This window comes from Pseudomonas sp. URMO17WK12:I7 (assembly GCF_003269045.1).
Taxonomy (GTDB): domain Bacteria; phylum Pseudomonadota; class Gammaproteobacteria; order Pseudomonadales; family Pseudomonadaceae; genus Aquipseudomonas; species Aquipseudomonas putida_J.
The window spans coordinates 399,722-425,454 of record NZ_QLTL01000002.1; the positions used below are offsets into that span (position 1 = coordinate 399,722).

At 62.5% G+C, this 25,733-nt stretch carries 26 protein-coding genes and 1 tRNA gene; 16 read left to right on the plus strand and 11 right to left on the minus strand.

Annotated features, from left to right (window positions below):
• Nucleotides 1-2: 2 nt before the first annotated feature.
• From H040_RS04055 to recX, 6 genes are all read left to right on the plus strand, one after another.
• Nucleotides 3-1,037: a phage late control D family protein gene (locus tag H040_RS04055; protein ID WP_027919995.1), complete on the plus strand. Its 1,035-nt coding sequence runs from the start codon at nt 3-5 to the stop codon at nt 1,035-1,037.
• 28 nt (nt 1,038-1,065) lie between these two features.
• Nucleotides 1,066-1,614 carry a glycoside hydrolase family 19 protein gene (locus tag H040_RS04060; RefSeq protein WP_027919994.1) on the plus strand — a complete coding sequence of 183 codons (549 nt, stop codon included), beginning with the start codon at nt 1,066-1,068 and terminating at the stop codon, nt 1,612-1,614.
• A 26-nt stretch (nt 1,615-1,640) separates the two neighbouring features.
• Nucleotides 1,641-2,093: a lysis system i-spanin subunit Rz gene (locus tag H040_RS04065; RefSeq protein ID WP_033696467.1), complete on the plus strand. Its 453-nt coding sequence runs from the start codon at nt 1,641-1,643 to the stop codon at nt 2,091-2,093.
• Nucleotides 2,094-2,312: 219 nt separating this feature from the next.
• Complete coding sequence (locus H040_RS04070; RefSeq protein WP_027919992.1) at nt 2,313-2,795, plus strand: CinA family protein; 483 nt, start codon at nt 2,313-2,315, stop codon at nt 2,793-2,795.
• 104 nt (nt 2,796-2,899) lie between these two features.
• Nucleotides 2,900-3,967 carry a recombinase RecA gene (recA, locus tag H040_RS04075; RefSeq protein ID WP_027919991.1) on the plus strand — a complete coding sequence of 356 codons (1,068 nt, stop codon included), beginning with the start codon at nt 2,900-2,902 and terminating at the stop codon, nt 3,965-3,967.
• A gap of 11 nt (nt 3,968-3,978) precedes the next feature.
• The gene (recX, locus tag H040_RS04080; protein ID WP_027919990.1) at nt 3,979-4,449 is read left to right on the plus strand and encodes a recombination regulator RecX; all 471 of its coding nucleotides are present in this window, start codon (nt 3,979-3,981) and stop codon (nt 4,447-4,449) included.
• Between the two features lie 163 nt (nt 4,450-4,612).
• Here recX and H040_RS04085 read toward each other — a convergent pair whose 3' ends face one another.
• Nucleotides 4,613-5,731, minus strand: a complete 1,119-nt coding sequence (locus tag H040_RS04085) for an LOG family protein (RefSeq protein ID WP_027919989.1) — start codon at nt 5,729-5,731, stop codon at nt 4,613-4,615.
• 292 nt (nt 5,732-6,023) lie between these two features.
• On the opposite strand from H040_RS04085, the gene H040_RS04090 reads away from it, so the two are divergent.
• A complete protein-coding gene (locus tag H040_RS04090) occupies nt 6,024-6,227 on the plus strand; it encodes a hypothetical protein (protein ID WP_027919988.1) in 204 nt (67 codons plus the stop codon).
• Here the strand turns inward: H040_RS04090 and H040_RS04095 are convergent, their stop codons facing one another.
• Entirely contained in the window at nt 6,228-6,647 is a 420-nt protein-coding gene (locus H040_RS04095) for a quorum-sensing-regulated virulence factor family protein (RefSeq protein WP_027919987.1), read from the minus strand.
• Nucleotides 6,648-6,872: 225 nt separating this feature from the next.
• Between H040_RS04095 and H040_RS04100 the strand changes: the two genes are divergently transcribed.
• From H040_RS04100 to H040_RS04110, 3 genes are all read left to right on the plus strand, one after another.
• The gene (locus H040_RS04100) at nt 6,873-7,583 is read left to right on the plus strand and encodes a tRNA-uridine aminocarboxypropyltransferase (protein ID WP_027919986.1); all 711 of its coding nucleotides are present in this window, start codon (nt 6,873-6,875) and stop codon (nt 7,581-7,583) included.
• Between the two features lie 179 nt (nt 7,584-7,762).
• A complete protein-coding gene (gene erdR, locus H040_RS04105; RefSeq protein WP_027919985.1) occupies nt 7,763-8,413 on the plus strand; it encodes a response regulator transcription factor ErdR in 651 nt (216 codons plus the stop codon).
• 73 nt (nt 8,414-8,486) lie between these two features.
• The gene (locus H040_RS04110) at nt 8,487-8,852 is read left to right on the plus strand and encodes a diacylglycerol kinase (protein WP_027919984.1); all 366 of its coding nucleotides are present in this window, start codon (nt 8,487-8,489) and stop codon (nt 8,850-8,852) included.
• Here H040_RS04110 and finR read toward each other — a convergent pair.
• A complete protein-coding gene (gene finR, locus H040_RS04115) occupies nt 8,849-9,775 on the minus strand; it encodes a LysR family transcriptional regulator FinR (RefSeq protein ID WP_027919983.1) in 927 nt (308 codons plus the stop codon). The genes H040_RS04110 and finR overlap by 4 nt on opposite strands.
• A 118-nt stretch (nt 9,776-9,893) precedes the next feature.
• On the opposite strand from finR, the gene fpr reads away from it, so the two are divergent.
• Entirely contained in the window at nt 9,894-10,673 is a 780-nt protein-coding gene (fpr, locus tag H040_RS04120; protein WP_027919982.1) for a ferredoxin-NADP reductase, read from the plus strand.
• Nucleotides 10,674-10,737: 64 nt separating this feature from the next.
• On the opposite strand, the gene tsaA is transcribed toward fpr, so the two are convergent.
• The 4 genes from tsaA to H040_RS04140 all read right to left on the minus strand — a co-directional run bounded on the left by tsaA (nt 10,738) and on the right by H040_RS04140 (nt 13,234).
• On the minus strand, nt 10,738-11,433 hold the full coding sequence (gene tsaA / locus H040_RS04125) for a tRNA (N6-threonylcarbamoyladenosine(37)-N6)-methyltransferase TrmO (protein WP_027919981.1): 696 nt from the start codon (nt 11,431-11,433) through the stop codon (nt 10,738-10,740).
• 6 nt (nt 11,434-11,439) lie between these two features.
• The gene (locus tag H040_RS04130; RefSeq protein WP_027919980.1) at nt 11,440-11,901 is read right to left on the minus strand and encodes a DUF1456 family protein; all 462 of its coding nucleotides are present in this window, start codon (nt 11,899-11,901) and stop codon (nt 11,440-11,442) included.
• Nucleotides 11,902-11,948: 47 nt separating this feature from the next.
• Nucleotides 11,949-12,659, minus strand: coding sequence for an rRNA pseudouridine synthase (locus tag H040_RS04135; RefSeq protein ID WP_027919979.1), 711 nt, complete (start codon nt 12,657-12,659; stop codon nt 11,949-11,951).
• 119 nt (nt 12,660-12,778) lie between these two features.
• Nucleotides 12,779-13,234 (minus strand): GNAT family N-acetyltransferase, encoded by a 456-nt coding sequence (locus tag H040_RS04140; protein ID WP_027919978.1) that lies wholly within the window; start codon nt 13,232-13,234, stop codon nt 12,779-12,781.
• Nucleotides 13,235-13,444: 210 nt separating this feature from the next.
• On the opposite strand from H040_RS04140, the gene H040_RS27935 reads away from it, so the two are divergent.
• From H040_RS27935 to H040_RS04160, 4 genes are all read left to right on the plus strand, one after another.
• Nucleotides 13,445-14,083, plus strand: coding sequence for a hypothetical protein (locus H040_RS27935; RefSeq protein WP_033696523.1), 639 nt, complete (start codon nt 13,445-13,447; stop codon nt 14,081-14,083).
• Between the two features lie 196 nt (nt 14,084-14,279).
• On the plus strand, nt 14,280-15,125 hold the full coding sequence (locus H040_RS04150; RefSeq protein ID WP_027919976.1) for a DUF6502 family protein: 846 nt from the start codon (nt 14,280-14,282) through the stop codon (nt 15,123-15,125).
• The gene (locus H040_RS04155; protein ID WP_027919975.1) at nt 15,122-16,882 is read left to right on the plus strand and encodes a DUF5666 domain-containing protein; all 1,761 of its coding nucleotides are present in this window, start codon (nt 15,122-15,124) and stop codon (nt 16,880-16,882) included. The genes H040_RS04150 and H040_RS04155 overlap by 4 nt, the downstream gene beginning before the upstream one ends.
• A 54-nt stretch (nt 16,883-16,936) precedes the next feature.
• On the plus strand, nt 16,937-17,686 hold the full coding sequence (locus H040_RS04160; RefSeq protein WP_033696466.1) for a hypothetical protein: 750 nt from the start codon (nt 16,937-16,939) through the stop codon (nt 17,684-17,686).
• A gap of 69 nt (nt 17,687-17,755) precedes the next feature.
• Here H040_RS04160 and rimO read toward each other — a convergent pair whose 3' ends face one another.
• Nucleotides 17,756-19,087 (minus strand): 30S ribosomal protein S12 methylthiotransferase RimO, encoded by a 1,332-nt coding sequence (rimO, locus tag H040_RS04165; protein WP_027919973.1) that lies wholly within the window; start codon nt 19,085-19,087, stop codon nt 17,756-17,758.
• 235 nt (nt 19,088-19,322) lie between these two features.
• On the opposite strand from rimO, the gene H040_RS04170 reads away from it, so the two are divergent.
• Entirely contained in the window at nt 19,323-21,233 is a 1,911-nt protein-coding gene (locus H040_RS04170) for a potassium transporter Kup (RefSeq protein ID WP_027919972.1), read from the plus strand.
• Nucleotides 21,234-21,266: 33 nt separating this feature from the next.
• On the opposite strand, the gene H040_RS04175 is transcribed toward H040_RS04170, so the two are convergent.
• From H040_RS04175 to H040_RS04185, 3 genes are all read right to left on the minus strand, one after another.
• Nucleotides 21,267-22,559, minus strand: a complete 1,293-nt coding sequence (locus H040_RS04175; RefSeq protein WP_027919971.1) for a virulence factor family protein — start codon at nt 22,557-22,559, stop codon at nt 21,267-21,269.
• Nucleotides 22,559-25,201 carry a bifunctional lysylphosphatidylglycerol flippase/synthetase MprF gene (gene mprF, locus H040_RS04180; RefSeq protein WP_027919970.1) on the minus strand — a complete coding sequence of 881 codons (2,643 nt, stop codon included), beginning with the start codon at nt 25,199-25,201 and terminating at the stop codon, nt 22,559-22,561. The genes H040_RS04175 and mprF overlap by 1 nt, the downstream gene beginning before the upstream one ends.
• A gap of 249 nt (nt 25,202-25,450) precedes the next feature.
• Nucleotides 25,451-25,527: transfer RNA gene (locus H040_RS04185), tRNA-Met, on the minus strand.
• Nucleotides 25,528-25,733: the final 206 nt, after the last annotated feature.

Here is a 25,733-nt window from a genome sequence, read left to right on the forward strand (position 1 = left end):
CCATGCAACCGGTATTTCGCATCCACGCCGATGGCAAGGACATTACTGCGCTGATCAACGACCGCCTGTTGCTGCTGCGTACCACCGACAAACCGGGCATGGAATCGGATGACTTCGAGCTGCGCATCGACGCGCGCGATGGCGCTGTGGCGTTGCCGGCGCGCGGCGCACTGATCGAGGTGCATCTGGGTTACGCCGGCCAGCCGCTGACCCGGCTGGGGCGTTACACCGTCGATGAGGTCGAACTGTCTGGCCCGCCCGATACCCTGGTGATTCGCGGCAAGGCCAGTGACCTGCGTGGCAGCGGCAGGAGCATCCGCAGTGGCAGCTGGGAGGCCGTGCCTTTGCAGCGCATCGTCGCCGAGATCGGCGCGCGTAATGGTTGGCAAGTGGTCTGCCCGGTGTTCATTCAGGTGCCACGGGTCGATCAGTGCAACGAGTCGGATTTCAATTTCATCACGCGCCTGGCCCGCCAGTACGACTGTACCGCCAAGCTCGCCGATGGGCAGCTACTGGTGCTGCCGCGCCAGTCAGGGCAAAGCGCCAGCGGCAAACCCTTGGGCGTGGTCGGCATCGCCCGCAACGAGGTCAGCCAGTGGCATTTTCGCCTGGACGATAAAGCTGCGCGCCGAGCCGTGCGCACTCGTCATTGGGACATTGCCAGTGGTGAGTCGCAAACCATCGAGCTGGTCAACGAGGAGGCCGTTGACGGCCAGCGGCCGGTGCACACCGACCGCCACCTTTATCCCAACCGCGCGGCTGCCGAACAGGCGGCCAGGGCACGCCTGGCCAGCTTCAACCGCGACACCGCCCAAGTACGCCTGGACCTGCCGGGGCGTACCGACCTGTTCGCCGAACGCAGCATCGACCTGCAGGGCTTCGTCGATGGCCTCGACGGGCAATACCAGATCGATTCTGTGGAGCAGGTGTTCACCAGCTCGGGCTGGCGCACCACGGTGCAGGGCAACGGCGGCAAGGCGGGCAAGGTACAGGCCAAGGGCGCAGCGCCCCGCCGCCAGCCCGCGATCAAGGCTTGAGGAACGAGACAGGGAAGGAGTGTCAGACATGCTCACTGAAACACAATTGCTGCAGATCCTGCCGAACGCCCGCCCCGTTGCGGGCGTTTTCCTTTCTGCACTGAACGTCACCCTGCCACGCTGGGAAATCGACAACCCCAAGCGTGTGGCGGCGTTCATCGCCCAGGTCGGCCACGAGTCCGGCCAGTTCCGCTACCTCAAGGAGCTGGGCAGTGACCGCTACCTTGCGCGCTATGACACGGGCAGCCTGGCCTTGCGCCTGGGCAATACGCCGCAGGCTGATGGCGATGGCCAGCTGTACTGCGGGCGCGGCCTGATCCAAGTTACCGGGCGCAACAACTACCAGGCATGCAGCCGCGCGCTGTTCGGCGATGAACGCCTGCTGGCGCAACCACAACTGCTCGAACAGCCGCGCTGGGCCTGCGAGTCGGCGGCGTGGTTCTGGCACTCGCGTGGGCTTAATGCCCTGGCGGACCGAGGTGAGTTCAACCGCATCACGCGCCATATCAATGGTGGGCTCAATGGGTTGGAGGACCGTCTCAAGCTCTGGGCACGGGCGCGCGAGGTGTTGTGTTGAGCCGATTGCAACTTGGCCTAGGCGCAATGCTGTTGATGGTGTCCGCAGCGCTGGCCTGGCAGGTACAGGGTTGGCGCTGCGGCCGGCAACTGGCACTGCAGGCGCAAGCCCAGGCAGATGCCGAGGCTGCCCGATTGCTCATCGAGCAGGAGCAGCGCCAGGCGCTCGAGCAACGCCTGAAGGAAAGTGAAACCCGTCATTTCAAGGAGCTTGCCGATGCGCAACACGCTCAGGCTCGCCTGCGTGATCGCCTCGCTACTGCCGATCTGCGCCTGTCAGTCCTGGTCCAACGCGACACCATCTGTAACGCAGTGCCTGCCACCGCCAGCGCCGGCAGCGTGGATCATGCAACCGTACGCGCCGAACTTGAGCCAGCGCATGCTCGACGAATTGTCGCCATCACCGATGAAGGCGACCGGGGGTTGATTGCGTTGCGGGCTTGTCAGGCGTATGTGCGGGAGGTGAGTAGGGGGTATTAATGCAGGGCATGAGGTTTTTAGCGCTTGTGATAGGTGCTTGGCTTGAATTTTTCAGCGACTGTGAGATCGAGCGCCGCGCTCGATCTCACAGTCGCTGAAAACCTTATGGCATGCCCCCAGAGCACGTCGATCAATCAAGCGTTGGACCATCAAGACCATCCCCATCGCCCTTTCCAGATGCTAGGGTGTCCCATCCTCCCAAGGCCTCAAGGACCCCTCATGGACCCGATCACCGTCCTCTCCACCCGCCTCGGCGAACACCTGCGCCGCTTCAACGCCCAGGTAACCACCGCCGAATCCTGCACCGGCGGTGGCATCGCCGAGGCCATCACCCGTGTGCCTGGCAGTTCGGCCTGGTTCGAGGCCGGCTACGTAACCTATTCCAACACCCAGAAAACCCGCCAGTTGAACGTGCCTGAGGCGCTGTTCGCCGAGGTTGGCGCTGTCAGCCAGGAAGTGGTCGAGGCCATGGTCCGTGGTGCCCAGGCCGCCAGCGGCGCACGCTTTGCCGTGGCGGTCAGTGGTGTGGCCGGACCGGACGGCGGTTCGCCGGCCAAACCGGTGGGGACGGTGTGGCTCGCCTGGGCCGATGGCAGCCACGTGAGCAGCGAGCGCCGGCACTTCGACGGTGACCGCGAAGCCGTGCGCCGACAGACGGTGATCGCCGCGTTAGACGGCTTGTTACAGCTTGGTGCCGAGTAAATCGACGACAGGGGTTTGCTCGCGCGTCTGCCTGTGGAATAATACTGGCTACTTATACAGGTATTCCGGCCGTTCAGGGCCAAGTCGAACACGTGAGGATTTCAATGGACGACAACAAGAAGCGCGCCTTGGCTGCGGCCCTGGGTCAAATCGAACGCCAATTCGGCAAAGGCGCGGTCATGCGCATGGGCGACCACGAACGTCAGGGTATCCCGGCCATTTCCACCGGCTCCCTGGGCCTGGACATCGCGCTCGGCATCGGTGGTCTGCCAAAAGGCCGCATCGTCGAAATCTACGGCCCGGAGTCCTCGGGTAAAACCACGCTGACCCTGTCGGTCATCGCCGAAGCCCAGAAGAACGGCGCGACTTGCGCCTTCGTCGACGCCGAACACGCCCTCGACCCTGAATACGCCGGCAAGCTGGGCGTCAACGTCGACGACCTGCTGGTTTCGCAGCCGGACACCGGCGAACAGGCCCTGGAAATCACCGACATGCTGGTGCGCTCCAACGCCGTTGACGTGATCATCGTCGACTCCGTGGCTGCACTGGTACCGAAGGCCGAGATCGAAGGCGAAATGGGCGACATGCACGTCGGCCTGCAGGCCCGTCTGATGTCCCAGGCGCTGCGCAAAATCACCGGTAACATCAAGAACGCCAACTGCCTGGTTATCTTCATCAACCAGATTCGTATGAAAATTGGCGTTATGTTCGGTAGCCCGGAAACCACCACCGGTGGTAACGCCCTGAAGTTCTACGCCTCGGTGCGCCTGGACATCCGCCGTACCGGCGCGGTCAAGGAAGGCGACGAGGTGGTCGGCAGCGAAACCCGCGTCAAGATCGTCAAGAACAAGGTCTCGCCTCCGTTCCGTCAGGCCGAGTTCCAGATCCTCTACGGCAAGGGTATCTACCGCAACGGCGAAATCATCGACCTGGGTGTTTCCCAAGGCCTGGTGGAGAAATCCGGTGCGTGGTATGCCTACCAAGGCAACAAGATCGGCCAGGGCAAGGCTAACGCGGCCAAGTACCTGCAGGAGAACCCTGCTATTGGCGCCGAGATCGAGAAGCAGATTCGTGAGAAGCTGCTCAAGGCCGGTGCTGTAGCCGAGGCCGGCAAGGCCGCTGCTGCTGACGCCAACGCAGACGACGTAGCCGACGCCGACGCCGGTTATTGATAGCTGCTGGTATGTCCGTCGTACTCGACACCCCCGTCGCCGTCAGGCGGACAGCCATGGACCTGCTCGCGCGCCGCGAGCATGGTCGCGTCGAACTGACGCGCAAGTTGCGTCAGCGCGGTGCCCCGGATGAACTGATCGAGCCTGCGCTCGATCGGCTCACAGAAGAAGGGCTGCTCAGCGAAGCCCGCTATCTCGAGAGCTTCATCCGATACCGTTCCGGTGCCGGCTATGGTCCGGCGCGCATTCGCGAGGAGCTTGGTCAGCGCGGGCTGAACCGTAGCGATATCGAACAGGCTCTGCGTGAAAGCGAAGTGGACTGGACGACGCTATTGCGGGATACCTGGCAGCGCAAATTCGCGGGGCAACGCCCCCAAGATCCACGAAGTCGCGCCCAGCAGACCCGCTTCCTTGCCTACCGTGGTTTCCCCATGGACATGATCGGCCGCCTGCTCAGTGGCAGGGATCTGGACGATTACTAACCCTGCATTGCCCTGTAGGGGCGGCCTTGCCGGGGCGCCGGACCGGTCGGAAAGGGGTGCGTAGCGCCCCCAGTATTTCAGCGCTAACACTGAAACTGCTGGGGGCGCTACGCATCCCTTTTCGCGACAAGGCCGCTCCTACAACGACCGCACCATGCAGCGATCAACTGACCTTCAGTGCCTCCCGCGCCCGCTGGGTGGTATGCATCGGCTCTGGCTTGGCCCAGTTTTCCGGCAGGTTGATGAAGTCGACCAACTCCCGCAGTCGCCCCTGGTCACGACCATTGAAGGCAAAGGTCAGCCGCGTCAGATGGCTGAAGTTGCCCACCTCGTGTTCGGCGCCGCTATCGGCGTGTTGGTGATAACGGCCACTCAGGCGCAGGTCGGCAAACCCCTCCTGGATGTCATGCAGTGCGGCCTCGCTGAGCCGATGGTGCATGCGGATCACGAACTGGTTCTTCAGCCAGCGACTGGAGTGATAGTTGCTGTAGAACTGGTTGATTTCCTCAACGGCCTCATCGGCGCTGTGCACCAGGCGCAGCAGTTTCAGGTCGCTGGGCAGGATGTAGCGGTTTTCCTCGAGCTGGTGGCTGATGAACGCCAGGCAATCGCGCCAGAAGGTGCCACCCGGTGAGTCCAGCAATACCACCGGCACCAGCGGGCTTTTGCCGGTCTGGATCAGTGTTAACACTTCTAGCGCTTCATCCAGGGTGCCGAAGCCGCCAGGGCAGAGCACCAAGGCGTCTGCTTCCTTGACGAAGAACAGCTTGCGAATGAAGAAGAAGTGGAAGGGCAGCAGCTTGTCGGTACCATCCACCGTGGCATTGGCATGCTGCTCGAAAGGCAGGGTGATGTTGAAGCCCAAGCTATGATCACTGCCGGCGCCTTCGTGGGCCGCCGCCATGATGCCACCGCCGGCCCCGGTAATGACCATCAGCTCGGAGCGGGCGAGTGTTGCCCCCAGCTCGCGAGCCAGGGCGTACATCGGGTGTTCCACAGGGGTGCGTGCCGAGCCGAACACGGTGACTTTGCGTCGCCCCCGGTAACGCTTCAGCATGCGGAACGAGTGGTCCAGTTCGCGCAGGGCCTGCAAGGTGATCTTGGCGTTCCAGCGGTCGCTGTCGTCATGGGCCATGCGCAAGACCGTGAGCATCATGTCGCGGTAAAGCGGCAGGTTGGGGCTGTTCGGTGCGACCAGTTGCAGTTGCTGGTCGATGTTGCTCAGGTCGATGTTGTGATCCCGGAAGTGATTGAACAGGTGTTCATTCGATTGATAAGGCATTCAACGTCTCCTTCTGCAGCAAAACCTCTGACCGGGCCGATGATGTGGCTCGGCCGCGACACTACGTGTGTCGCTGGCTGCCGTGACTCGAGTGTGCATCTCGAGCATTGCAGTAGGCCTTCAAGGCCGTGGTGCAGGATCTTGTCGATTTGCGGGTCCTCGCTATCAATCTAGACCGTAGCGCCTGATCGTGCAGGCGCGATCACCGTGGCCACTCGTCGGGCTGCGAACAGCCTCGGCGAGGGTTTGGTTAACTGGAGAAGCGAAACGTGTCGATGCAGGAGGTGGCGGTATGCATCGCTTGGTCATCGAGGTAGACCGGCAGCTCTATCAGCAGCTGGAAAATGCAGCCCAGGATCACCATGTGAGCCTGGAAGCAGAGTGCCGCCGAAGGCTGGCAGCACTTGAGTGCCAGTCACGCTATGTGCAGGCGTTGCTGGCGGAGATGCGCGCCGACGAAGAGCCGCGGCGCGCTGAAGGGGAGCAGGTAATCTAGTTACTTCTTCTTGTTGCCGGCGGTGCAGCTGGCAGCATCAAAGGCCTGGTCCATCACCGGCTGGTTGGTCTTGTAAACACTGAAGCGATAGACCATCACCGCGCCTTTGGACATCAGGTTACGGAAACCACTGTTGCGGCACACGCTGTCGCCCAACTGGCTGCGGACTTGCGCCGGGTTTTGCTGCATGCGTGCCGCATGCTCGGCACGTACGCTGAGGTGGTTGACCAGCGCCTTGCCTTCAACGGTATAGCCCTGATCGAGAATGTCTTCGTTGATGGCGCGTGGGGTGCCGGCACTGCTTTCCGTGGCGACCTTCTGAAGCAGTTTGTTGAGCTCGAACTCCTGCTTGGAGGCAGCCTGGGCTGCGAGTGGCAGGGTGAGCAACAGGCTCAGGGCCGGGACGATAAAACGCAGCATGAATCTCTCCTGGTTCGATGACTGGCGCTTTGACATGCGCCGGCGGCGGGCGTTCCATGAAACCCGCTGCATCGCGGGCAAGTTCACGGCGGCCAAAGATGTCGATTATAAGGGACCGATTGGCTCCGCTGCACGGCCAAATGGCGCCTGCTCTGATAGACTGGCGCTTTGCTTCTGCCGAGTCCCTGCAGTGTCCAGTCACAACCCTTCCACAGGCTTGCCAGCATGAGCCATGCGGTAGCACGCCTGCGTGCCGAGCGCCTGGCGCGCAGCATCAAGCCTTTCATTGCCCGTGGTTCGCGCGCCGAGCGTTGCCCCGATTGCCGGGTGATCGCCACCCACTGCCTGTGTGCGTGGAAGCCCAAGGTGCAGGCCGACTCCGGGGTGTGCCTGATCATGCATGACACCGAGCCATTGAAACCTACCAACACCGGCTGGCTGATCGCCGACCTGATCGAAGACACGTACGCCTTCGGCTGGTTGCGCACCTCAGTGGACGAGCGGCTGCTGGCGCTGCTCGACGACCCTCAGTGGCAGCCCTTTATCGTCTTCCCCGGCGAATTCGTTGCTCAGGAGCGGGTAGTCAGCGAGGTTGCGCGGGAACCCGGCAGACGCCCGTTGTTCATCCTGCTCGATGCCACCTGGACCGAAGCCCGCAAGATGTTCCGCAAGAGCCCGTATCTTGATCGTTTCCCGGTGCTGAGCCTGCAAGCCGAGCAGATGTCGCGATATCGCCTGCGCCGGTCCAAGCGCGACGACCATTTCTGCACTGCCGAAGTGGCGGCCATGTGCCTGGACCTGGCGGGTGACAATCTGGCTTCCCAGGCACTGGATGCCTACCTGGACGTGTTCAGCCTGCATTACCTCAGCGGCAAGCGTCGTCTTCCGCTGGATGATCAGGATGACACCCACCAGCGTTTGCATACCTTCCTATAGTCCAAGGGGCATAAGTCCCACTTTGGTTCATAATGACGGGGCTGGCAGCCAGGGTGGGCGAGACGGCAGGGTAGATGGTTTGACCACCTGCAGCCGTGCTCGGCATCCTTGGCGCCGATTCCCCGCCAGGCGCCTCACTCTCCCGCATGCGCCTGGCATAGAACAGGATCCATAGATCGATGGCCACATACGAAATCCTGATAGCCGATGACCACCCGCTGTTTCGCAGCGCTCTGCGCCAGGCCGTTACCCTCGGCCTGGGCACGGATGTGCGCCTGGTTGAAGTGGCGAGTATCGCCGAACTGGAAACCCGCCTGAGCGAAAAAGCCGACTGGGACCTGGTCCTGCTGGACCTGAACATGCCAGGTGCCTATGGCTTCTCCGGGCTGGTCCTGCTGCGCGGCCAGTACCCGCAGATTCCGGTGGTGATGGTCTCGGCGCAGGAAGAGGCCGCCGTGGTGGTCAAGTCCCGCGAGTTCGGTGCCAGCGGCTTCATTCCGAAGTCCAGCGGCCTTGAAGTCATTCAGGATGCCGTGAGAAAAGTGCTCGATGGCGACGTCTGGTGGCCACCGCAGGCCTTCGAAAAGGTCGATGTCTCGGCCGAAGCGAAGGCCGCCAGCGAAGGCTTGGCCAGCCTTACCCCGCAGCAGTTCCGCGTGCTGACCATGGTCTGCGAAGGCTTGCTGAACAAGCAGATCGCCTATGAGCTGAGTGTGTCGGAAGCGACCATCAAGGCCCACGTAACGGCTATCTTCCGCAAGCTCGGTGTGCGCACCCGCACCCAGGCTGCGCTGTTGCTGCAACAACTTGAATCGGTTGCCAGCAACTGACAGCGTCTGGATTCACGCTTTTTTGACCCGCGCCGCACTAGTCTGCTGGCCTTTCTGTTGTGAAGTGACTCACATGACATCGCCATTCAAAGGCCAGACCGGCCTGAAACGCATCTTCAACGCCGCCGGCTACTCGTTGGACGGCCTGCGCGCCGCCTTCAAGGGTGAGGCCGCCTTCCGCCAGCTGGTGCTGCTCAACGTGCTGCTGATCCCGATTGCCTTCTGGCTGCCGGTCAGCCGCGCGGAGCGGGCAATCATGATCTCCGTGTGCCTGCTCGGCCTGATCGTCGAGTTGTTCAACTCGGCAGTGGAGGCAGCCATCGATCGCATCTCGCTGGAGCGCCACCCGTTGTCGAAGAACGCCAAGGACATGGGCAGCGCCGCGCAGCTGGTGGCGCTGAGCATGGTCGCGCTGGTGTGGGGCGTGATCCTGCTTTAAGCGATCGCTGGCAAGACGATTTCATCACTGCGGGTAAAGCCCGCAGTGAAGTTGCGGCACAACTCCAGGAATTCACGCATCGCTGAAGTCTGGTACTTCTGCTTGTGCCAGATGAAGTAGAACTGGCGCATCAGGTCCAGCGCCGGCGTCTCCACGGGTACCAGGCTGCCGCGGCGGAAGGCATCGCGCAGTGCCAGCCGGGAAATGCAGCCGATACCCAGGCCAGATTCCACGGCACGCTTTATCGCCTCGGTGTGCTCCAGCTCCAGGCGGATGTTCAAGCTGGTGCGGTGATGGCGCATGGCCTGGTCGAAGGTCAGGCGCGTGCCAGAACCCTGCTCGCGCAGGATCCACGCCTCCTGCGAAAGGGCCTCGACATCGGCGCGCCCGGCCTTGGCCAGTGGGTGTTGCGGTGCGCAGAACACCACCAGCTCATCCTCGACCCACGGCTGCACCTCCAGATCCGGGTGGTTGCAGTCACCTTCGATCAGACCTAGATCAATTTCGTATTGCGCGACCTGGTGCACGATATGCGCTGTGTTCTGCACATGCAGTTTCACCTGGCTCTCCGGGTGTACCTGCATGAAGCTGCCGATCAACAGGGTGGCCAGGTAGTTGCCGATGGTCAGCGTGGCACCTACCGCCAGCGAGCCGAAGCCGGACTTACCGTTGAGCAGGTCTTCGATTGCCTTGGCCTGGTCAAGCAGGGCGACGGCCTGGGGCAGCAACTGATGGCCCAGGGCATTGAGGGCCAGGCGCTTGCCGGCACGGTCAAACAGCTGGCAGCTCGATTGCCGCTCAAGTTCGGTAATGGAAGTACTCGCCGCCGATTGTGAAAGCGCAAGCACGCTGGCAGCTCGCGACACGCTCTGGTGCTGGGCCACGGCGACGAATACCTGAAGCTGACGAAGTGTAAATCGCATATCTATATAACCGATAACACATATCTTGATAATTCAGTTAACAGATATTGTGGCTGCCCCTAAACTATCGCGCAACTGCGCGTCTTGCGCGCTGCGTTTTTCTTCAGGAGCCCTTTAGATGAGCAACATGAACCACGAACGTGTCCTCAGTGTGCACCACTGGAACGACACCCTGTTCAGCTTCAAGTGCACCCGCGACCCGGGCCTGCGCTTCGAGAACGGTCAGTTCGTGATGATCGGCCTGCAACAGGAGAACGGCCGTCCGCTCATGCGCGCCTATTCCATCGCTTCGCCGAACTGGGAAGAGCACCTGGAGTTCTTCAGCATCAAGGTCCCTGACGGCCCGCTGACCTCGCAGCTGCAGCACCTGAAGGAAGGCGACGAGATCATCATCAGCAAGAAGCCAACCGGTACCCTGGTCCTCGACGACCTGAAACCGGGCAAGCACCTGTACCTGCTGAGCACTGGCACTGGCCTGGCGCCTTTCATGAGCGTCATCCAGGACCCGGAAACCTACGAACGCTTTGAAAAAGTGATCCTGGTTCACGGTGTGCGTTACGTGAACGAAGTGGCCTACCGCGAGTTCATCACCGAGCACCTGCCGCAGAACGAGTTCTTCGGCGAGTCGGTCCGTGACAAGCTGATCTACTACCCGACCGTGACCCGCGAGCCGTTCGAAAACCAGGGCCGCCTGACCGACCTGATGCGCAGTGGCAAGCTGTTCAGCGATATCGGCCTGCCACCGATCAACCCAGAAGACGACCGCGCGATGATCTGCGGCAGCCCGAGCATGCTCGACGAGACCAGCGAAGTGCTCGACAGCTTCGGCCTGAAGGTGTCCCCACGTATGCGTGAGCCGGGTGATTACCTGATCGAGCGTGCCTTCGTCGAGAAGTAAGACGAACGCAACGAAAAAACGCAGACCTGGGTCTGCGTTTTTTTATGCCTGCAAGGCGGTGATATCAACCTTCCCGAACGACTTCCAGCACCTGGATCTGATCCAGTTGCGGGTAATGCCAGCGCACCTGCACGTCCCAGAACTTCACCCCATACACCCGTTCCGGCGGTGGCACCTGATAGGCCGGGCGCGGATCCTGTGCCAGGCATTGCTCGATCAGCTCCACCAACGGCTCGCCAAGCCGCAGCCCATGCTCGTGGGCCTGGGGCAGGGCACTGTCGCTCCAGCCAACGTCAATCGCGGCCGGCGCATCGCTGGCCATCCGGTTGCTCGCCCCTGCAACACTGTCGGCGTAGGGGACATACGGTTTGATATCCAGTACCGGCGTACCGTCGAGCAGGTCGATCCCGGACAGCAGCAGACGCCCTGGCTCCACGGCCTCCAGGCGCACCACCGATTGGCCGATGCCGTTGGGGCGGTGAGTGGCGCGGGTGGCGAATACGCCCATGCTCTTGTTGCCGCCCAGGCGCGGCGGGCGCACTTTCAGGCGTGGCTTGTCTTCCAGGGCCTGGTGGAACAGGAACAGCAACCAGACATGGCTGACCTGCTCCAGCCCAGCCACCGCATCGCCTTGATCGAACGGCGGCAGCAGCTCCAGCACGCCGCGGGCGGCTGGCGCCAGCTGGGGCTGGCGCGGGATGGCGAACTTCTCCTTGAAGCAGGAGCGGACGATGCCGACCGGTGCAACCGTATGCTGCATGGCCACTCAGCCGCGCACGCGCAGGGTCAGGCCCTTGAGGAAGTTGCGCAGCAACTGGTCGCCGCATGGGCGATAGTTGTCATGCCCGACCTTGCGGAACAGCGCGCTCAGTTCAGGCTTGGACACCGGGAAATTGACCGCCTTGAGGATGGTGTGCAGGTCTTCTTCCTTGAGTTCGAAGGCCACGCGCAGCTTTTTCAGGATGGTGTTGTTGGTCACTGGCAGTTCGACCGGCTGCGCTGGGCGGCTATCGTCCTTGCCACGGCGGTGGATCACCAGGCCGTCAAGGAAGTGCGCCATGACCCGCTCCGGGCAGCGCACGAAGCCGGCTTCATCTTCCTTCTTCAAGTAGGTGGCGAGCACGATCGGGTTAACTTCGAGGCCGGACAGCGCGATGATTTCGGCCATCTTGGCGTCGTTCACCTTGAGCATGTAGCGCAGGCTGCGCAGGACATCGTTGTGGTTCATTGCTGCAAAATCCTGTTCAGTAGCCACGCCAGGGCGTGGCGCATTGCTTAGAAACGTTCGGTGGCTGCCAGGTAACGCCACTGCCCCACGGGCAGTTTGCCCATCGATACACCACCCAGGCGAATCCGGCGCATGCCCAGCACCTCCAGGCGCAGGTAGGCACACAGCTCGGAGATCTGCCCGGGTTGCGGGTTTTTCACGACCAGACGCAGGTGGGTCTCGTTCTGCCAGCTGGCCTTGGCCTTTGGCAGCTCCCGGTCATTGCGTGTGGCGCCGCGCGCCAGGCGCTCCAAGGCCTGGGGCGTGGTCTCGCCGCGTACTTCGATGATGTATTCCTGTTCCATGCGGCGCAGGTCGGCGTCGATCTTGCGGGTGACCCGCCAGTCCTGGGTGAACACCTGCAGGCCGTTGGCACCCCGCTCCAGCGGAGCCAGGCAGGACTGCCGGGCAAAATGCCCGTGCAACGGCCGGACGCCTTCACGGTGGGCCTCGCTGAGGCTGCCCATGTTCATGCTGATGCGCGCGGTCTCGCTGTCGACACCGGCCGCTTGATGCATCAGCAGGGTGACGGGGTCCAATGCCTCGGCACGGGCACCCGGCAGCAGTTCGACGCGCTGGTGGTCGACCTTGAACTGGGGTTGCTCGACCACCACGCCATCGACCGTGACCCAGCCCCCTTCGATGTACAGCTCGGCCTCGCGGCGGGAGCAACCAAGCTGCTCGATGAGGCGTTTGGACAGGCGGACGGGTTCGGACATGGGGCAATTCGCAAGGCAGGGAAAGACTCACATTGTACCTGCCTGCAGGCGGTTGATGAGGGGAATCTGTGTCAGATGCGCCATTTTGGGCGCAGAGCACGGCATATTCGGACGCGGCCCTAGGACGCTGTAGGAATCAGCCTCATGTGCAGCAGGGGATACGGCTGCCCCAAGCCATCCGTTTCCGAGCGTCCGACCACTTCGAAACCTTCATGTAAATAGAAACCCAGGGCTTGCGGGTTCTGCTCGTTGACGTCCAGGCATTCGGCATTCAGTTCTTCGATCGCATATCGCAACAAGCGCCTGCCAACCCCCTTGCCACGGTAGTCCGGTGCGACGAACAGCATGTGCACGTAGCCGTTGGCAACACCCGCGAAGCCGCAGATGCGTTGGCGATCACGGCAGCAGATCAGCATCACTGCGTCGAGGTACCGGCGTAGCACCTGCTCGCGCAACAGCAGGATGTAGGCATCGGGAAGGAAGTGATGGGTTGCGCGCACCGAGTCCTCCCAGAGCTGTACCAGTTCGCCGTAATCGCTGTAGCGCGGGGTTTGCAGCGTCAGGGCTGAATGCATGCCGGCATCTCTCCAGAACGATAGGAAAAACATAGCAGGCCAGCCACTGGTCGGCTTTCGCGTGCGCCGCTTGAAGCATGGTTCGCAGAGGTCTATTAATTAGGCGTGGGAAAAAATCCCACGAAATAAGAAAGTAAAACTTACAACAGATTCCCGGTTTGATTTGGCGTTCTCATGGCGAAGACCTGGAGACGGAAAATGCAAATTCACATGCTGTTCAAAAGGGCTCTACTGGCGGCTGCCGTTGCAGGCGTGCTGTCGACGGCCATCGTATTCGTTCCTGACTCGATTTCTCATGGCTCTAGCGCTTATGCCAAGGATGGTGGCGGTGGCGGTGGCGGTGGCGGTCACGGCGGTGGTGGTGGTGGCGGCGGCGGTGGCCACGGCGGCGGCGGTGGCAGTGGCGGAGGTGGCGGTGGTCACGGCGGCGGCGGTGGTAGTGGCGGAGGTGGCGGTGGTCACGGCGGCGGCGGTGGTAGTGGCGGAGGTGGCGGTGGTCACGGCGGTGGTGGCGGTAGTGGCGGCGGAAGCGGTGGTGGCAGCGGCGGCGGCCACGCAGGCAACAGCGGCAGCGGCCACGGTGAAGCAGGCCAAGGCCATGACGGCAGTTCAAACGCCGGACGCAGCAGCAACCACGCTGAAGCCGGTGATGATCATGGCAACCATGTTGGCGGTGAGCCCGGTGACGATCATGGCAATCATGTTGGTGGTGAACCTGGCGACGATCATGGCAATCACGTTGGTGGTGAACCTGGCGACGATCGCGGCAACCATGTGGGTGGCGAACCGGGTGATGACCGCGGTGCTCATGCCGCCGGCGAAGCCGGCGATGACAACAGCAGGAGCTGACTGGCAGTGAACAGCCCATACAAGACCCAGGGGACGGGTTTTGTATGAGCGGGTATCAGGCAGCACATTTGCCCTTCATCACGCATTTGCGGTGAGTGCCGACAGTTTTTTCTCATTCTGGTGGGAAGTAGTTACAGTTTGTGTGGGATCTTTTCCCGCGCCGTACACTGGGTTCAACTGTCAGGGAATGCGCTTCATGCAATCGCCCACTTTACCCCCGTCCATGTTGAGCGCCCTGCGCAGGGTCATGCGCCCTCTGGTGCGTCTGATGCTGCGCAAGGGGGTGACCTACACGATGTTTACCGACCTGCTCAAGGAAGTGTTCGTCGATGTGGCCCATCGTGAATTTCGCCTGGGCGACAAGGTGCCGACAGACAGCCGCATCAGCCTGCTGACTGGCGTGCACCGCAAGGATGTGCGGCGGCTGCGAAGCGAAGTTGACACGTCGATCGCCGCACTGCCGGAAAACATCACCTTGGGTGCGCAATTGGTGAATGTATGGACCAGCACCCCACCGTTCTGCTCCGACGCTGGGGAGGCGTTGGCGCTGCCTCGGCTGGCCAGTGTTGGCGGCGATTGCTCGTTCGATGCCCTGGTGGCGAATGTCAGTACCGACATCCGCGGGCGAGTAGTACTGGATGAGTGGCTGCGCCTGGGCATCGTCCGGCTTGATGATCAGGATTGCGTCCACCTCGAGGCCCAGGCATTCGTGCCGCAGAAGGGCTTCGAAGAAAAAGCCGCGTACTTCGGCCATAACCTGCATGACCACGCCTGCGCTGCGGTGCATAACCTCAGCGGCGAAGGCTTGCCATTCTTCGAGCGCAGCGTGCACTACGATGCCTTGACCTCGGCCAGTGTCGACACGCTGCGCGAAGCGGTGACCAAGGACGGGATGCAGACCCTGCTGGCCTTCAGCAGGCTGGCTGCAGAACTGGAAAACACCGACGTGCCAAGCCGCGAGCAACGCCAGCGAATCACGGTCGGGCTTTATTTCTACACTGAAGCCACCGATCCCGATTCGTCGAAGACGCCGGCACCATGAGACCCCTCGCGCGCTGCCTCAGTATCGTCGCACTCGTTCTGGCTTTCGGGCTGAGCTTGGTGGCGCCTGCCTGGGTGGCTGCAGCACCGGTTTGTGTCAGCCGTGATGAAGTGGGGATGGCCGGTGCAGCGGGCATGCAGTTCCCCGGGGGAGTGGGTGGTACCGGTGCCAGGACCGGCGGTGTTGGCGGCACTGGCGTGCGCAGCGAGAACGGTGGCGTGGGCGGCACAGGTGCGCCGAGCCAGCAGCGCCCCGGCGGCACTGGCGGTACCGGTGCGGTCGCGGAGGGCGTCGACGCTAGCTTCATCGATCGCGGCCATGGCGGTGTGGGCGGTAGTGGCGCGCCGATCCAGCGTCCGGGCGGTACCGGTGGCACGGGAATCGTCGGCACCATCACCGGGTTCGCGTCGATCTGCGTCAATGGCCAGGAGGTGCACTACGGCAAGGATGTACCCGTGAGTCAGAATGGTGCTCCTGCCAGCAGCGCTCATCTGGCGATAGGGCAGGTTGTCGCGGTGGAGGCCTATGGCACACAGCGCGGACTGCAAGCGGGGCGCATTGCGATCCTCAACGTTTACGAAGGGCCACTGACTGCACTGCCTAATGCATCGCAGCCACTGCGGGTCATGGGCCAACCTGTGCGGCTTGCCGCTGGGGCGCGGGTGGCTGAAGGGCTGCGCCCGGGCGAACCGGTCAGGGTCAGCGGCCTGCGCGACGCTGCTGGAGAAGTGGTGGCAAGCCGTATCGAGCGGGCACCTGGGCTCAGAGAGGCCAGTGCCATTGGTGCGATCGACCACCCCGGTAGCCTCCAGGGTCTCAAGCTCGGGACCCGCGTGGCACCGGCGCGGGAAGTGCTGGTGCGTGGTCAATGGACCGGGCGCCAGCTGGAAGTGGCGCAAACCCGCCCAGACCCGAGCCTGCCGTTTGCTGGCCGCGTGCAGACAGCTGTGATCGAGGGGCTGGTGCAGCGTACCCAGGCGCATCAGCTGGTGGTGGCGGGCATCAATGTGACGCTGGGGCAGGATACCGTGATCGTCGGCAGACAGCCTGCGGCAGTTGCGCTCGACCAACGCGTGCGGGTAAGCGGGGTGTTCAGTGCTGCGCATGAGCTAAGGGCATCTAGCATCGAGTTCCATGACGATCGCCCCGACAATTCGGGCAGAGGGCATTCGGGGCGCGGCAGCGAACACGGTACAAGCGGCTCGGGAAGCTCGAGCAACAGTGGCCAGGGTGAACGTGGTCTCTCCAGCACCCGCAACGAAGGCAGTGATGAGCAGCGTGGACGGCGTTCGGATAGCGGTTCCAGTGGCCATGACAGCGTTGGAAGTGAAGACAGATCTGGAAGGTCGGGGCATATCGATAGCGTGGAGGAGCGCGAGACCAGTAACAGCGGCAGCTCTGGTCGGGTGGAGAAGGTCGAGGCAGTAGAAAACGTAGAGCTCGAAAAAGTCGAGAAGGTGGAAAAGGTCGAAAAAGTAGAAAAGCCCGAGAAGGTCGAGAAGGTCGAGAAGGTAGAAAGACCCGAGAAAGTCGAGAAGGTGGAAAAAGTCGAGAAAGTCGAAAGACCCGAGAAGGTCGAGAAGGTGGAAAAAGTCGAGAAAATAGAAAGACCCGAGAAGGTCGAGAAGGTGGAAAAGGTCGAGAAAGTCGAAAAGCCTGAAAAAGTCGAGAAAGTGGAAAAAGTCGAAAAGGTGGAAAGACCCGAAACGGTAGAGAAGGTCGAAAAAGTCGAGCATCCAGAGCGTTCCGGGCATTAGGTAACTAGGCTGGGTAAGTCAGATCACACTTCCCGATGCAATACTGAGGTGCAGATGCGACCTACGCTCCCTCTTTTCGCCTGTTTGTTGTCCTGTACCAGTGTGCCGGTTCTGGCCGATGCCTTCAGCGCCTCCATTGGCATGGACTATTCGAGTGGCGACTATGGCACGGGTACCACTTCGGAAATCTGGTACGTCCCCGTGGTCGGCAAATATGAAACCGGCCCCATGACTTACAAAGTCACCGTGCCCTGGCTGCGCATCACCAACCCTGAAGTAGGCCCGAATGGCGACCCCTTGCCTGGTGGCTGCCATGCAGTGGAGAGCGGGTTGGGCGACACGGTTGCCAGCGCAGGTTATGCATTGCTCGATGGCAGTGACGGTGGCCTGATGCTGGACCTCATCGGCAAGGTCAAATTTCCCACTGCTGATGAAAAGCAGTGCCTGGGCACGGGTGAGTACGACTATACCGGCCAGGTTGATATCGCCAAGGCGTTCGGCCCGCTGACCGGCTTCGCAACCCTGGGCTGGAAGAAGTTCGGCGACCCGCCTGACAGCGACTTCAGAGATCCGATATTTGTCAGCCTGGGCTTTGCCATTCCTGTGGCGCAGGGTACCTCGGCGGGCGCCTCGTACGACTGGCGGCAGAAAGTCGTCTCGACGGGGTCACAGATCCAGGAACTGACTCTGTTCCTGACCCATAAGCTCAACCGGGAATGGAAAGTTCAACTGTATGCGGTCAAGGGCTTTTCCGACGCCAGCCCTGATGCAGAAGGTGGACTGATGGTTTTTCATACCTTCTGATAAAAAAGCCCCTGCCGGGTATTTCCACATTGGGAATACCCGGCAGGGGCTTTTCATGTGCGGGCCGCGTTAAACGGGTTCAGCCCACATGTCGTACTCATCGGCATCCACCACACGGCAACGCACTTTGTCGCCCGGCTTGAAGCCATGGTTACCGTCGATGAACACGCTGCCGTCGATTTCCGGGGCATCGAAGAAGCTGCGGCCAACCGAGCCCTGCTCCTCGACTTCGTCGATCAGCACGTCGATTTCCTTGCCGATGCGCAGTTGCAGGCGGGCGGCGCTGATGGCTTGCTGGTGCGCCATGAAGCGGTCCCAACGGTCCTGCTTGACGTCATCCGGTACGTCTTCCAGGCCCAGGTCATTGGCCGGGGCACCTTCGACCGGCGAGTACTGGAAACAGCCGACGCGGTCGAGCTGGGCTTCGGTGAGCCAGTCCAGCAGGTACTGGAAGTCTTCCTCGGTCTCGCCAGGGAAGCCGACGATGAAGGTCGAGCGGATCACCAGCTCAGGGCACTGCTCGCGCCAGTTCTTGATGCGTGCCAGGGTACGGTCTTCGAAGGCTGGGCGCTTCATCGACTTGAGTACCTTGGGGCTTGCGTGCTGGAACGGGATGTCCAGGTACGGCAGGATCTTGCCGGCGGCCATCAGCGGGATCACGTCGTCGACGTTCGGGTACGGGTAGACGTAGTGCAGGCGCACCCAGGCACCCAGGCTGCTCAGCGCTTCGCACAGTTCGAGCATGCGGGTCTTGACCGGGCGGCCATTCCAGAAGTCGGTCTTGTATTTGACGTCGACGCCGTAGGCGCTGGTGTCCTGGGAGATCACCAGGATTTCCTTGACGCCGGCCTTGACCAGGCGCTCGGCTTCGCTCAGCACTTCACCGACCGGGCGGCTGACCAGCTTGCCGCGCATCGACGGGATGATGCAGAAGCTGCAGCTGTGGTTACAGCCTTCGGAGATCTTCAGGTAGGCGTAGTGGCGCGGGGTCAGCTTGACACCCTGTGGCGGCACCAGGTCGATCAGCGGGTTGTGGTCCTGGCGTGGCGGCACCACTTCGTGCACGGCATTGACCACCTGCTCGTACTGCTGCGGGCCGGTCACCGACAGCACGCTCGGGTGCACGTCACGGATGCTGCCTTCTTCGACACCCATGCAGCCGGTGACGATGACCTTGCCGTTTTCCTTGATCGCTTCACCGATCACTTCCAGCGACTCGGCCTTGGCGCTGTCGATGAAGCCGCAGGTGTTGACCACCACTACATCGGCATCCTCGTAGGTGGGCACGACTTCATAGCCTTCCATGCGCAGCTGGGTCAGGATGCGCTCGGAATCGACCAGGGCCTTGGGGCAACCCAGGCTGACGAAACCAACCTTGGGGGTGGCGGGAGTGGTGGACATGACTAACCTCGGTATTGAATGCAGTTCGCCCTGGCGCAGCCGGGGGCGATCTTGACGGACGCTTTTGGCGCCTCTGATCAAAAAGTGCGCAATTCTAGCGAGCGCACGGTCGCTTGACCAGCAGAAAAGCGACGAACGCTGCGCTATGCTTCGCGCCATTGCGCCGGGGTCATTGCATGCCCCTGACGCAGGAGTGAATTCTACCGGCCTTCAAGGCCATCTGCGGGAGTGTTCGATGGTTCAGGCAAGCAGTCACGCCGAAGGCGGGCACGCGGGGAAGCAGGGCGCGACACGGTCGCTGGGCCTGCTCGTGGCAGCGGTCGGGGTGGTTTATGGCGATATCGGTACCAGCCCCTTGTATACCCTTAAAGAGGTCTTTACCGGCGGTTACGGGGTGCCGGTCAACCATGATGGTGTGCTGGGCATCCTCTCGTTGATCCTCTGGTCGCTGCTGTGGGTAGTGTCGTTCAAGTATGTGATGTTCATCCTGCGTGCCGACAACCAGGGCGAGGGCGGCACCATGGCATTGACTGCGCTGGCGCGACGGGCCACGGCGGCTTATCCGCGGCTGCGTGCGCTGATGGTTGTCTGCGGCCTGATCGGCGCCTCGCTGTTCTACGGTGACAGCATGATCACGCCGGCGGTATCGGTGTTGTCCGCCGTTGAGGGCATGGGCCTGGCGTTCGAAGGCATCGACCACTGGGTAGTGCCCATTTCGCTGGTGGTGCTGGTGGCCCTGTTCCTGGTGCAGAAGCACGGTACCGACAAGATCGGCAAGCTGTTCGGCCCGATCATGGTGGTCTGGTTCCTCGCGCTTGCCGCGCTGGGCGCGCATGGCATCTCCCAGAGCCCGGAAGTGCTCAAGGCGTTCAACCCTGGTTGGGCAGTGAATTTCTTCATCGTCCACCCCGGCATGGGGGTGGCCATTCTCGGTGCCGTGGTGCTGGCGTTGACCGGTGCCGAGGCGCTGTATGCCGACATGGGCCACTTCGGCCGCAAGCCGATCGCCCGCGCCTGGTTCGCGTTGGTGCTGCCGGCGTTGGTGCTCAACTATTTTGGCCAGGGGGCAATATTGCTGCAGAACCCCGAGGCCGCCCGTAACCCGTTCTACCTGCTGGCGCCAGGCTGGGCGTTGCTGCCGATGGTCGGGCTGGCGACCATGGCCACGGTGATCGCCTCGCAGGCGGTAATCTCAGGGGCCTTCTCCCTGACCCGCCAAGCCATCCAGCTTGGCTACATTCCGCGTATGCAGATCCAGCACACCTCCAGCGACGAGCAGGGGCAGATCTACATCGGTGCGGTGAACTGGACCTTGATGGTCGGCGTGGTGCTGCTGGTGATCGGCTTCGAGTCCTCCGGCGCCCTGGCGGCGGCTTATGGAGTGGCCGTGACCGGGACCATGCTGATGACCACCATCCTGGTGTCGGCGGTGATGCTGCTGCTGTGGAAATGGCCACCCGTGCTGGCGGTACCGATCCTGGTGGGCTTTCTCCTTGTCGATGGTCTGTTCTTCGCCGCCAACGTGCCGAAGATCGTCCAGGGTGGTGCCTTCCCGGTGCTGGCTGGCGGCGTGCTGTTCCTGCTGATGAGCACCTGGAAGCGCGGCAAGCAGATTTTGGTGGAGCGTATCGATGAAGGCGGGCTGCCGCTGCCGGTGTTCATCAGTAGCATCCGCGTGCAGCCGCCGCATCGGGTCGAAGGCACGGCGGTGTTCCTGACGGCGCGGGCAGATGCGGTGCCCCATGCGCTGTTGCACAACATGCTGCATAACCAGGTGCTGCACAGCCAGGTGGTGTTGTTGACGGTGGTAAGTGAAGACCGTCCACGCGTACCGGAACAAGAGCGTTTCGAAGTCGAGGCCTACGGTGACGGCTTCTTCCGTGTGCTGCTGCACTTTGGCTTCATGGACGAGCCGGATGTGCCGGCGGCGTTGAAGTTGTGCCACCTGGACGAGCTGGATTTCAGCCCGATGCGCACCACCTACTTCCTCAGCCGGGAAACGGTGATTGCGTCGCGTCTGGAGGGGATGTCGCGTTGGCGGGGCAACCTGTTTGCGTTCCTGCTGAAGAATGCCAACGGTAACTTGCGCTTCTTCAACCTGCCGTTGAACCGGGTGATCGAACTGGGGACTCAGGTCGAGATTTGAAGTGCCGGGGCCGCAAGGCGGCCCCAGGCATTTTCAGTTTTGTGCAGCGACGCTGGACTTGCCCTGGCGGGTCTCGATCTCGTCGATCAGGCGCTTGGCCAGCGCCGGGTAGTTCTCATCGAAGTGATGGCCGCCTGGCAGCTTCATGCGCTCGCCTACAGCAGTCTTGTCGGTGCAGCCGCTCTCGTCGGTTTCTTCCACGCCGTACACGCAGACCACCTTGGATGCCGGCAGCCTGGCCATTTCCGGGCCGGTAGGCGCTTCCTGGCCTTCCTTGCCCAACCAACCCTCAACCTCGATCTCGAAGCTGCCACTGCGCGCGAACGCCAGCAGCACGACCGCGTCGATGCGCTGCTGGTCTTCGGCCGGCAAGCGGTTGTAGATGGCCGGCAGCACATCGGCGCCGAACGAGTAACCGGTCAGCACGAAACGCTTGGTGCCCCACTTCTGACGGTAGTGCTGCATCAGCTCCGACAGGTCGGCGGCGCTTTGCTCCGGGGTTTTGTGCTGCCAGTAGTAGCGCAGGGTGTCGATACCGACCACGGGGTAGCCGAGCTTGGCCATTTCACCGGCCACATCGCGGTCCAGGTCGCGCCAGCCGCCGTCACCGGACAGGAACAGGGTGACAGTGTCGGTGGTCTGGCCGGCTGGCACTTCCACCACCGGGATGGCCAGGGCGTTGCCGTCGCGACCGACCAGGGCCTGGGTCAGCTGAGCCTTGAGCACCTGTGGCAGGTGGATGTCGTAGTCACTGATGCTGGTTTCGGCGTTGGCCTGGTCGCGCACGAATGCGGCGCTGGCGTCGTCCGGGTTGTCGTTCCAGGCGACGTTCCAGTGGCCGTGGGCGGCCGACTTCGGCAGCTCGGCCTTGCAGCCCGGCTGCTCCAGGGTGAAGTCGACCGAGATGGCCCGTGCCTTGTCGTCACTCTGGGAGGCCAGCCAGCGCCATGCCTGGGCTGCGCCTGGGCCAATGCCGGCGACCAAGGTCGGTTTGTCGGAAAGCTGGGTCAGTGCCTGATCCATGGCTTGTTGCTGCTTGGTGCAGTCATTCGGCGGCAGGATCACCTGCACCAGTTGTGCCTCGGCGGCCTGGCTCAGGTCCAGCAACTGCTTGTCGGTCAGGGCCTGGTCCTGGGGGACGCCGATGGCGACCCGCGCCTTGGCGTGCACGCCCGGGGTGACGCGGATGATGCTGGTGTCATTGAGGGTCAGCTGCTCCAGCCGTGCCTCGGGGGCAGGGCGGGCCCACAGCCAAAAGCCCGCGGCGCCAGCCAGGGCGGCCAGCAACAGGGGAATCAGTACGTACAGCCAATAGCGTCGGATCATCAACGTTTCACCAATCCAGTCAGGCCGCCGGCAATCAGGGCGGCAGTATCGGCCAGTGCCACCAGCGGGTCGAGCCCGGCTGGCACGGCCATGTAACGAGGTTCCCAGTCCGGCTGGAACTTGTCCTTGAAGCGCCGCAGGCCCTGGAAGTTATAGAGCTGCTCACCACGACGGAACACCATCGAGCCCAGGCGCTGGGTCAAGGGCGCACCCCGTCGTGGCTGCAGGCCGGAAAGCGGAACCATGCCCAGGCTGAAGCGGCCGTAGTCACGGCTTTTGTAATGCAGGATCAAGCCGATCATCATGAATTCCATGGTCAGCTTCGGCGCCTCGGGGTGGGCGCGCATCAGGTCGAGGCTGGCCAGTTCGTTGCTGTGGGTTTCCAGCAGGTTGGCAAAGGCCACCGGCCGGCCCTGGTAACGAATCAAGGCGATACGGAAGTGTTGCAGGTACTCGGGGCTGAAGCGCCCCAGCGAGAAGCCTTTCTCGCGCACGTTCTTGCCGCCGAGCCAGGCGTCGGAGATTTCCTTTAGCTCGGCCAGCGGTGCCTGGCCAGGTTCGTGGATCTCCAGGCTCAGGCCATCCCGGCCACCGCGGTTCCAGGTGTAGCGCAGGTCCTTCATTTCCTTGCCCTTGGCTTCCAGGTCGAAGCGGCGCAGGTCGACTCGCGCTTCCTCGCCAAGCTTCAGGGCAGTCAGGCCGATATCCATGTAGAACGGCAAGTTTTCCGCGCGCACCTGGTAGAACACCGGGCGGGCGTGGTGCAGGTCGCACAGGTCGCGGAACTGCCAGATCATCTCGGCGCGCTCCTGGGCCGGGCCGATCGGGTCGTACAAGGCCACCAGGCTGCGGCCGCGACGGGCATACATGAGGAAGGCATTGTCACTGGGGTGGAACAGCAATGCCTTGTCGCCAGTCAATGCCAGGCCACCATCGGGCTGGTCGGAGGCCAGCAGGATGCGGTTGGCGCGTTGCAGTTCGGTGTCATCAGGCAGGTGAATGACCGGACGGGCGGTGCGCAGCAGCCAGGTCAGGGCGACGATCACCAGCAGAACCGCGCTGCCCAGGGCAGCGCGCAGGCCGCGCGGTGCGTCGGCGTCGAGGGTGAACTGCCACCACAGCTTGTGGGTATAGGGCACGTCCTGGTAAGCGAACAGCAGCAGCCACACCGAAGCGCCGACCACACAGGCGCTGGCCACCAGGTACACCGGCGAGAACGGCAGCTCGAGCAGCCGGCTCGGCCGGTAGAACGAGCGGCGGAAAATGGCCAGCAGCGCGGCGGTCAGGGTCAGCAGGCTGGCTTCTTCCCAATCGAAGCCTTTAAGTATCGACAGCAACGCGCCGACCAGCAGCAGCACGGTGGTCAGCAGCCAGGCCGCCGACAGGCGCCGGCGCAGGCCCTGGGCCAGCAGCAGGCAGAGTACGCCAATCAGGCTGGCGCCGAAGTGCGAGGCGTCGATCAGCCGGTGTGGCACGAGGAAGCCCATGTGCTCCAGCCGCGTGTCGATTTCCGGGGTGGCGCCGGAGAACAGCAGCACCACGCCCGACAGGAACACCAGAATCGCCAGGATCGGTGCGCCCAGGCCTGAAGCCGCCTTGATTGCCTGCTGGGCGAACAGCAGGCGGCGTGCCTCGTTGGCCAGCAACAGCACGCAGGCCAGCAGCAGTGGCAGTACCACGTAGATCAGCCGGTACAGCAGCAGGGCGGCGGCCAGCGGCGCGGCGCCGAGTTGGTCGGCAAAGGCAGCCAGCAGGATCGCTTCAAACACCCCTACGCCACCCGGCACATGGCTGAGCACCCCGGCGGCCAGGGCCAGCAGGTAGACCAGCACGAAGGCGCCGAAGGGCGGCGCCTCCGGCAGCAGCAGGTAGAGCACGGTGGCCGCAGCGGCCACATCCAGTGCGGTGATCAGCAATTGCAGGGCCGCCAGGCGGCCACCGGGTAGGCGCAGGGTGCGACGCCCCAGTTGGACCAGCAGGCTGTCGGCCAACGGTTGTTCTGGCAGGCGGCGGCGATACAGCCCGATCACCAGCAGGGCAGTGACGGCCAGCACGGCGATGGCGATGCCGGCCAGCACCGTCGCGGGCAAGCGCAGAGCCGCTGCCGCCGCCGGCAGGTTGCTCAAGGTGGCCAATGCCGCCAGTGGTGGCAGCGCGCAACCCAGGGACAGGCTGGCAAACACGGTCATGCGCGCGACTTCGGCGGCGCCGAGGCCCTGGCGCGCGTAGAGCCGGTAGCGCACCGAGCCACCCGAAAGCATCGACAGGCCGATGGCGTTACCGATGGCAAAGGCGCTGAAGCCACCCATCAGCAAGGTTCGCGGGGGCAGCTTGACGGCTGCATAACGGCTGGCTGACCACTCGTAACCCAGCAGGATCACGAACCCAGCGACTGTCGCCAACAGGGCGCCGATCAGTGACCGTGCCGGTACGTCGAGCATGGCATCGTGGAGGGCGTAGATGTCCAGTTCGCTCAACAGATGCCGGCAAGCAATCAGCGCCATGGCAAACAGCAGCAAGGTCACGGCCAGGCCAATCGGCTGACGGTAACGGCTCATCCGCTCCAGCCAAGGCAAGCGCTGGGTAGCAGCCGGCAGTGCCGAGGCTAGAGGCACCTGAGGTTCAGGGGTGTGCGATGTCATGAGATGCCTCGAGCGTGCTGCGCGAGGAGGGGAAGAGCTGCGGCCAAGTGAAAGTCCCTTTGGTAAACGTATCCAGATATTACTCCGGGCAACGTTACTTTCAGTCGTCCGGCAGTGTTAAAGATAGTTCATCCTATAAGACGACACCTCAAGCAAGCGGGTTTGCTTGAGGCTGATGGAATTTTCAGGCGACGAAATGCAACAAACCCCGCGCTGCTGTTACACAGGCGGGGTTTGTTCTGACGAATATGGTTGCGGGAGCCGGATTTGAACCGACGACCTTCGGGTTATGAGCCCGACGAGCTACCAGGCTGCTCCATCCCGCGTCAGAGGTGCGCATTCTATAGAGTTGGGCGTTCAAGTCAAGAACTAACTGCAAAGTGACGCACAATTAATTTTGGTCCTGATTTCCAGGCAAAAAGAAAAAGGCCACTGCGTTAACAGTGGCCTTTTCTCGAATCTGGTTGCGGGAGCCGGATTTGAACCGACGACCTTCGGGTTATGAGCCCGACGAGCTACCAGGCTGCTCCAT

What these genes read in the sequence shown, in the direction of transcription:
- H040_RS04055 (WP_027919995.1), top strand. Translation starts at nt 3, where the DNA reads ATGCAACCGGTATTTCGCATCCACGCCGATGGCAAGGACATTACTGCG.
- H040_RS04060 (WP_027919994.1), top strand. Translation starts at nt 1,066, where the DNA reads ATGCTCACTGAAACACAATTGCTGCAGATCCTGCCGAACGCCCGCCCC.
- H040_RS04065 (WP_033696467.1), top strand. Translation starts at nt 1,641, where the DNA reads ATGCTGTTGATGGTGTCCGCAGCGCTGGCCTGGCAGGTACAGGGTTGG.
- H040_RS04070 (WP_027919992.1), top strand. Translation starts at nt 2,313, where the DNA reads ATGGACCCGATCACCGTCCTCTCCACCCGCCTCGGCGAACACCTGCGC.
- recA (WP_027919991.1), top strand. Translation starts at nt 2,900, where the DNA reads ATGGACGACAACAAGAAGCGCGCCTTGGCTGCGGCCCTGGGTCAAATC.
- recX (WP_027919990.1), top strand. Translation starts at nt 3,979, where the DNA reads ATGTCCGTCGTACTCGACACCCCCGTCGCCGTCAGGCGGACAGCCATG.
- H040_RS04085 (WP_027919989.1), bottom strand. Translation starts at nt 5,731, where the DNA reads ATGCCTTATCAATCGAATGAACACCTGTTCAATCACTTCCGGGATCAC.
- H040_RS04090 (WP_027919988.1), top strand. Translation starts at nt 6,024, where the DNA reads ATGCATCGCTTGGTCATCGAGGTAGACCGGCAGCTCTATCAGCAGCTG.
- H040_RS04095 (WP_027919987.1), bottom strand. Translation starts at nt 6,647, where the DNA reads ATGCTGCGTTTTATCGTCCCGGCCCTGAGCCTGTTGCTCACCCTGCCA.
- H040_RS04100 (WP_027919986.1), top strand. Translation starts at nt 6,873, where the DNA reads ATGAGCCATGCGGTAGCACGCCTGCGTGCCGAGCGCCTGGCGCGCAGC.
- erdR (WP_027919985.1), top strand. Translation starts at nt 7,763, where the DNA reads ATGGCCACATACGAAATCCTGATAGCCGATGACCACCCGCTGTTTCGC.
- H040_RS04110 (WP_027919984.1), top strand. Translation starts at nt 8,487, where the DNA reads ATGACATCGCCATTCAAAGGCCAGACCGGCCTGAAACGCATCTTCAAC.
- finR (WP_027919983.1), bottom strand. Translation starts at nt 9,775, where the DNA reads ATGCGATTTACACTTCGTCAGCTTCAGGTATTCGTCGCCGTGGCCCAG.
- fpr (WP_027919982.1), top strand. Translation starts at nt 9,894, where the DNA reads ATGAGCAACATGAACCACGAACGTGTCCTCAGTGTGCACCACTGGAAC.
- tsaA (WP_027919981.1), bottom strand. Translation starts at nt 11,433, where the DNA reads ATGCAGCATACGGTTGCACCGGTCGGCATCGTCCGCTCCTGCTTCAAG.
- H040_RS04130 (WP_027919980.1), bottom strand. Translation starts at nt 11,901, where the DNA reads ATGAACCACAACGATGTCCTGCGCAGCCTGCGCTACATGCTCAAGGTG.
- H040_RS04135 (WP_027919979.1), bottom strand. Translation starts at nt 12,659, where the DNA reads ATGTCCGAACCCGTCCGCCTGTCCAAACGCCTCATCGAGCAGCTTGGT.
- H040_RS04140 (WP_027919978.1), bottom strand. Translation starts at nt 13,234, where the DNA reads ATGCATTCAGCCCTGACGCTGCAAACCCCGCGCTACAGCGATTACGGC.
- H040_RS27935 (WP_033696523.1), top strand. Translation starts at nt 13,445, where the DNA reads ATGCTGTTCAAAAGGGCTCTACTGGCGGCTGCCGTTGCAGGCGTGCTG.
- H040_RS04150 (WP_027919976.1), top strand. Translation starts at nt 14,280, where the DNA reads ATGCAATCGCCCACTTTACCCCCGTCCATGTTGAGCGCCCTGCGCAGG.
- H040_RS04155 (WP_027919975.1), top strand. Translation starts at nt 15,122, where the DNA reads ATGAGACCCCTCGCGCGCTGCCTCAGTATCGTCGCACTCGTTCTGGCT.
- H040_RS04160 (WP_033696466.1), top strand. Translation starts at nt 16,937, where the DNA reads ATGCGACCTACGCTCCCTCTTTTCGCCTGTTTGTTGTCCTGTACCAGT.
- rimO (WP_027919973.1), bottom strand. Translation starts at nt 19,087, where the DNA reads ATGTCCACCACTCCCGCCACCCCCAAGGTTGGTTTCGTCAGCCTGGGT.
- H040_RS04170 (WP_027919972.1), top strand. Translation starts at nt 19,323, where the DNA reads ATGGTTCAGGCAAGCAGTCACGCCGAAGGCGGGCACGCGGGGAAGCAG.
- H040_RS04175 (WP_027919971.1), bottom strand. Translation starts at nt 22,559, where the DNA reads ATGATCCGACGCTATTGGCTGTACGTACTGATTCCCCTGTTGCTGGCC.
- mprF (WP_027919970.1), bottom strand. Translation starts at nt 25,201, where the DNA reads ATGACATCGCACACCCCTGAACCTCAGGTGCCTCTAGCCTCGGCACTG.